The 6372-nt window shown below is 71.3% G+C and carries 5 protein-coding genes; 1 reads left to right on the plus strand and 4 read right to left on the minus strand.

The features are described from left to right. The 4 genes from CCN33_RS20675 to CCN33_RS20690 form a co-directional block, all read right to left on the minus strand. Nucleotides 1-534, minus strand: a 534-nt coding sequence (locus CCN33_RS20675; RefSeq protein ID WP_107483969.1) for a GTP-binding protein, incomplete at its 3' end; no start/stop codon positions are given. After that, nucleotides 515-913, minus strand: coding sequence for a DUF742 domain-containing protein (locus tag CCN33_RS20680; RefSeq protein ID WP_030808431.1), 399 nt, complete (start codon nt 911-913; stop codon nt 515-517). The genes CCN33_RS20675 and CCN33_RS20680, both read right to left, overlap by 20 nt. Nucleotides 914-1024: 111 nt before the next feature. Then, a complete protein-coding gene (locus CCN33_RS20685; protein WP_020128762.1) occupies nt 1025-1438 on the minus strand; it encodes a roadblock/LC7 domain-containing protein in 414 nt (137 codons plus the stop codon). 9 nt (nt 1439-1447) lie between these two features. After that, nucleotides 1448-5239 (minus strand): sensor histidine kinase, encoded by a 3792-nt coding sequence (locus tag CCN33_RS20690; RefSeq protein ID WP_208621813.1) that lies wholly within the window; start codon nt 5237-5239, stop codon nt 1448-1450. A 585-nt stretch (nt 5240-5824) separates the two neighbouring features. Between CCN33_RS20690 and CCN33_RS20695 the strand changes: the two genes are divergently transcribed. Continuing rightward, a complete protein-coding gene (locus CCN33_RS20695; protein ID WP_086695064.1) occupies nt 5825-6019 on the plus strand; it encodes a hypothetical protein in 195 nt (64 codons plus the stop codon). The last annotated feature ends 353 nt before the right edge of the window (nt 6020-6372 follow it).

A 6372-nucleotide genomic window follows, 5' to 3' on the forward strand; every position in this document is an offset into this window, starting at 1 on the left:
CAGGGCGCTCTTGGCGTCCGAGCGGTGCCGGGCGTCGGTCGTGATGATCGGGGCGTCGGGTCCGATCTGCAGGGCCTCGCGGACCTCGTCCGGGTTGTACGGCTGCTGACCGTCGAAGCCGTTGAGGGCGACGACGAACGGCAGACCCGAGTTCTCGAAGTAGTCCACGGCCGGGAAGCAGTCCGCGAGCCGGCGGGTGTCCACGAGCACCACCGCGCCGATGGCACCGCGCACCAGGTCGTCCCACATGAACCAGAAGCGGTCCTGACCGGGCGTACCGAAGAGGTACAGGATCAGGTCCTGGTCCAGGGTGATGCGGCCGAAGTCCATGGCCACCGTGGTGGTGGTCTTGTCCCCGGTGTGGGTGAGGTCGTCGATGCCCGCCGACGCGGACGTCATGACGGCCTCGGTACGCAGCGGGTTGATCTCCGAGACGGCGCCCACGAACGTGGTCTTGCCCACGCCGAAGCCGCCCGCCACCACGATCTTGGCGGAGGTCGTGGCCCGCCCCGAGTCAGAGCTTGCGAAGTCCACTGAGCACCCTTTCGAGCAGCGTCACATCGGGAGCGCCGCCGTTGTTCTCGTCGCCGCCCGGCTGGTGAACGGCGACCATGCCGGCCTCGGCGAGGTCGGCCACCAGAATGCGGGCCACGCCGAGGGGCATGGCCAGGAGCGCGGAGACCTCCGCGACCGACTTGACCTCCCGGCAGAGGTGGCAGATGCGCTGGTGCTCAGGGAGCATTCCCATCAGCGCTGCCGGGTCGGCCGTGGTGCTGATCAGCGCCTCGATGGCGAGCTGGTAGCGCGGCCGGGTCCGGCCACCGGTCATCGCGTAAGGACGTACCAGTGGCTGGTCGCCCTCATCGCCGTACGGTTCCGCGTACGGATCATGAGAGGCGTTGGGCGGGGTCATGAATCCTCCGGGCGGGACAGCAAGTTGGTCAGTCGTGCCGTCTGACGGGGCCGGTGGGGGGATTGTGGCGGCCGGACGGTTGTTTCGTGTGCTGGGTGGTGCCGGGGTGGGTCAGTGGAGCAGACTGCCTTGTAGTTCGGCGCGCAGGTCCGGGGTGAGTACCGCGCCCGCCCGGTCGACGAGCAGGGTCATCTCGTAGCCCACGAGGCCGATGTCGCACTCGGGGTGCGCGAGGACCGCGAGGGACGACCCGTCCGAGACGGACATGAGGAACAGGAAGCCGCGTTCCATCTCGACGACGGTCTGCGCCACGCTGCCACCCTCGAAGATCCGGGACGCCCCGGCCGTGAGAGAGGTCAGACCGGACGCGACGGCCGCCAACTGGTCGGCGCGGTCCCTCGGGAAGCCTTCGGACATCGCCAGCAGAAGGCCGTCGGCGGAGACCACCACCGTGTGCGACACCCCTGGGGTGTTGTCCACGAAGTTGGTGATCAACCAGTTCAGGTTCTGTGCCGCCTGGCTCATCGGACTCAACTAACGCTCCTGCTGGTGAGTGGGGCTCGGGAAGCTGCCGGTCTGGCCGCCCCCGGCCTGACGGCCCTGAGCGATACCCCGACGGAGATTGGTCAGCCGGCCGCGTACGTCGTCAGGCGCACGGGAGACCTGCGGACCGCTGTGGTGCTGTTGCTGCTGTGCCGTGCCCGGGACGAGGTTCGCCTTGGGCACACGGCGCGGCAGACCGGAGGTGGTGACACCGCCCGCCGCGGGCTGTCGTACGCGCTCCGCCTGCCGGACGAGTTCGTCGTTCGGAGAGGTGCGCCACGAGCCGGTGGTGGACGACGACTGCTGCGGGGCGGGCGTGGGGGCCTGCGCCTGCGGCTGCTGAGGGGCGGCCGGAGCGGACTCCGACTGCTGCTGTTCCTGCTGGAACCAGTTGGTCTCCAGCGTGTCGTACAGCGGGGTACGGCCGTCACCGGTGTTGCCGGCGGGGGCCGGGGGCAGCGCCCAGTTGTCGGCGGGCGCCTGACGCGCCGGACGCTGCGGGGCGGCGGGCCGCTGCTGCTCGAACTGGCCGGTGTTGCCCGCCTGGTTCGGGTTCTGCGCGGCCTGGCTGCCGTTCTGGTGCTGCGCCGGGCGGCCGGGCAGCGCGTGCTGGCCGGTGTGGCCGGCCTGGTACGCGTCGTAGCCCTGCTGGACCGGGAACTGGCCGGTGTGCTGCGGGGCCTGCGGGTTCTGCTGGCCCTGCTGCTGGCCCTGGGGGCCGCCGAACAGGTCGGGGCGGGTGTACTCGTCGCCGCCCTGCTGACGGCCGTAGCCGCCCGCCTGCTGGGCGCCGGGCTGCTGGTACTGGCCCATGTTCTGCTGGTCGCCCGCACCCGGACGCTGGAACTGCCCCGTGGGCTGGGCCCCGTTGACGCCGGGCCGGGCGAACTGCCCGGTGTGCTGCTGCTGGTCGCCCGCGCCGTACAGGTCCTGGCGGGGGAAGCCCCCGGTCTGTGACGGGTCCTGCGCGTCGATGCGGGGCATCTCGGCGGTGCCGCCCATGCCCTGCCGGTCATCGATGCGCGGCATGCGCGCGGTCTGCGACGCGTCCTGCTCGTCGTGGCCGCGCGGCACGTCCAGCGAGGCACGCGAGGCCGGGTTGCCACCGGGCAGCTCGGCACGCGGGCCACCACGCGGCGGGAGCTGCGGCTGACGCCCCTGCTCGGCACCGGCACCGGCGCCACCGCGCTGCTGCTGGGCCGGCCCGCGACCACCGAAGGCGTCCTGCTGCGGACCGCCGGGGTTCGCGGTGTGCATGCCCTGCGGGGCACCCGGACCCTGGCCGGCGGGGGCCGGACGGTTCTGCTGGTTCTGCTGGCTGGGCTGGTTCTGCTGGAAGGCACCGGGGCCCTGCGGCCCACGGGCGCCACCGGGGCCGCCGGGACGGCCGCCGTTCTGCCCGGTGCCGGGAAGCGCCGCGCGCGGACCCTGGCCCGCGCCGACCTGGCCGCGCTGGCCGGGGCCGCCGGTGAGGCGTCCGCCGGCGGCCGGGGCGCCGCCGAGGGCACCACCACCGCCACCGCCGTTGTTCCGGCGCGCCGCCGCGGCACCGGCCGCGGCCTGCGCGGCGGCGGGACCGCCACCGGAGCCGGAACCGCCGGCCTTGCCCGGAGCGGGCTTCTTGCCGCCCTGGGCGACGTCGACGGGCAGCATGACCAGCGCGGTCGTACCACCGGAGTCGGACGGGCGGAGCTGGATGCGGATGCCGTGGCGCTGCGACAGACGGCCGACCACGAACAGACCCATGCGGCGGGAGACCGACACGTCCACGGTGGGCGGCGCGGCGAGGCGCTCGTTGATCGCGGCGAGGTCCTCGGGGGAGAGGCCGATGCCGGTGTCGTGGATCTCGATCAGCACGCGGCCGTCGGGCAGCGCGTGACCGGTGACCTTGACCTTGGTCTGCGGGGAGGAGAACGAGGTGGCGTTCTCCAGCAGCTCGGCGAGGAGGTGCACGAGGTCGTTGACGACGCGGCCGGCGACCTCGGTGCTCGGCACCGACGCCAGCTCGATGCGCTCGTACTGCTCCACCTCGGAGGCGGCGGCGCGGAGCACGTCGACCAGCGGGACGGGGCGGGTCCAGCGCCGGCCGGGCTCCTCACCGGCGAGGACGAGGAGGTTCTCGCCGTTACGGCGCATGCGGGTCGCGAGGTGGTCGAGCTTGAACAGCGAGGAGAGCTGGTCGGGGTCGGCCTCGCGGGACTCCAGCTCGGAGATGAGCGAGAGCTGACGCTGGATCAGACCCTGGGAGCGGCGCGAGAGGTTGGTGAACATCGCGTTGACGTTGCCTCGCAGCAGCGCCTGCTCGGCGGCGAGTCGGACCGCCTCGTGGTGCACCTCGTCGAAGGCCGCGGCCACCTGGCCGATCTCGTCCCGCGAGTGCACACCGACCGACTCCACGGACGTGTCCACGTCCTGCGGGTCGGACTCGGAGAGCTGCTTGACCAGCTCGGGCAGGCGGTCCTGGGCGACCTTGGTGGCGGTGTCCTGGAGGCGGCGCAGCGAGCGGATCATGGACCGGGCCACGACGAACGCGCCGACCAGCGAGACACCGAGCACGAGCAGGATCAGCACACCCGAGAGGATCGCCTCCTGCTCGGAGGTCGCCTTCAGCTGGCGGGCCTTCTGCTCCATGCTGTCGAGCAGCTCGTGCTCGATCTTCTTCATCTGCTGGATCTTGGTGGAGCTGTCGTCCATCCAGTCCAGGTACGAGCGCGCCGGCTGTCCCGCCAGGCCGTCGCGCGAGTCGAAGACGCGCTTGGCGTAGAGGTCGGCCGCCTGGATCGTCGGGTTGTTCTCGTCGATGGGCTTGAGGATCTCCTCGGCGCCCTGGCTCGCGTAGACCTTGCGGAAGATGTTGAGCTCGGAGCCCTCGCTGTCGTACGCGGCCTCGCCGTAGAGGCGGTCGTTGGTCGACAGGTCGCCCTTGGTGGCGTTGCTGGCGGGCAGGGCGGCCGCGATGACGGCTCGCTGCACCGAGGCGTACTCCTTGGCCGTGGAGAACGCGGCCAGGGCGCGGGTGCGCTGGATCATCTCCGGGTTGCTCGATGCCTCGGCCATGTCCTGGGAGAGGTCGATGAGCTGGGTGATCAGCCGGTGGTACGCCTCGACGGTCTGGGTCGAGTTGCCCTCGGAGGAGTACGCGTCCCGGCGGATCTTGCCGAGTGAGTCGAGCTGGGAGACCAGGCCGACCAGGGTGTCGCGGACGCCCTGGAGGTTGCCGTCCTTGCTCGCCGCGTCGATGTCCTCGGCGGAGTCCTCGAAGGTCTTCTTCGCGTTGTCCGTCTTGTCGCGGAAGCCCTTGACCGTGTAGTCGGACGACTTGAGACCGTGCGCCAGGGGACCGGCGGACTGGTCGCGCTCCTCCTGGAGCGCGTGCGCCAGCTCGGTCGCGCGCTGGGTCATCTCGGTCAGCAGCTTCATGTTGTCGAGCTGCTTGATGTCGTCCATCGAGTCGCCGATGCGCAGACCACCGAGCGTGGTGGCCGCGACCACCGGCAGCGCGAGCAGCGAGACCAGACGCGTGGAGATGCGCCAGTTGCGCAGCGCCACCCGGGAACCGGTGCTGGGCGTGCTCTTCACGGTCTTCGCGGCGGGCGCCACGGGCTTGGTGCCGGACGCGCCGGCCGGGGCGGACGCGCCGGGGCGTCCCCCGCGCTCGCCGTTGTCGCCGGACGGGCCCTTGCCGGCGCTCTGGGCGTGCTGGTGCGAGGAACCACGGTCGGTCCCGCCGTGCGGCTCCGGCTCGGCCGAAGCGCTGCCATCCCTCTTGAAACGTCCCTGCACTAGCGTCGCAACCTCTGGACCAGGCGCCCCTCCGCGTGAACGGCGGGACACGGTGTCGGCGTCATGAAGGGCGCCCTGAATACGCCCCCCGTGTGGTCTTGAGTGACCGGCGCTGGATTCCCCCCTTGCTCACCGCCACTCGGCGCGGCGTCGCGCCCCCTGCGCCGGCTCGTTCCTGCGGCGGTCCGTGGCATTCCAGCACAGTGCCGGATCTCCAACAAGGGACGTAGCCCGAGCTGTGACCTACGTGACGGCGCGTGATCCGGAGGTCACGACGGGTGGAACCGGATCACCCGTATAGGCGGGCAATTCCGGCGAGTCGAGCGCCCGTGCGGGACCCTCGAACGGTGTCCCAGTCGCCATGATCAGGAGCGGAATGGTGGGTTCAGTCGACCAATGTCCGTTTCATCGCCCAAGGCCCGCAGTCTGAATTGACCCATTTGTATGGCTCGTAGTGAGCAAACTCACACCCCGATCGCGGGTGGTTCACGTGAGTGACGGGGATTCGCATGTTTAGCCTGACGCTTTACAGGATGAGCGGCTCTGCCCATTCCCACCCGATCACGACGCCACAGGACGACAACGGTGAAGACGACGATGATGTTCCAGACGACGGCGAACCCGCGACGCACGACGCTGGCGCACCTGAACGACGCCGGCGAACTGCGGATCGCCGAGCTGCCCGAGCACCCCACCGACCTCCCCGACCGGACCGCCAACCCCCGGCGCACCATTCTGATGGAGCTGCCCGCCTCCGCCGTGGTCGAGGCCGGCGTCTGAGCGCACCCGTCCCGCCCGAGCGCGGCCCGGCGGCCCGTCCACCCGTGACGGCCCGCCGGGCCGCGCTCGCTTTTTCCGGGCCCGGCGGATTACCGCCGCCCCGAGGGATATATCGGCTCTCCCGCTAATCCCGGCCCGCGTATTTCCCGGCACCGTCCGACGGCATTACCCGTAATGCCGTCGGACGGTGCCGGGAAATACGCGGGCCGGGATTAGCGGGAGAGCCGATATATCCCTCGGGGCGGCGGTAATCCGCCGGGCCCGGAAAAAGCGAGCGCGGCCCGGCGGGCCGTCACGGGTGGACGGGCCGCCGGGCCGCGCTCGGGCGGGACGGGTGCGCCCAGACGCCGGCC

Source organism: Streptomyces recifensis, assembly GCF_002154615.1.
In the GTDB taxonomy this organism is placed as follows: domain Bacteria; phylum Actinomycetota; class Actinomycetes; order Streptomycetales; family Streptomycetaceae; genus Streptomyces; species Streptomyces griseoluteus.

Coding starts and splice junctions, on each gene's coding strand:
- CCN33_RS20680 (WP_030808431.1), bottom strand. CDS start 913: ATGACCCCGCCCAACGCCTCTCATGATCCGTACGCGGAACCGTACGGC.
- CCN33_RS20685 (WP_020128762.1), bottom strand. CDS start 1,438: ATGAGCCAGGCGGCACAGAACCTGAACTGGTTGATCACCAACTTCGTG.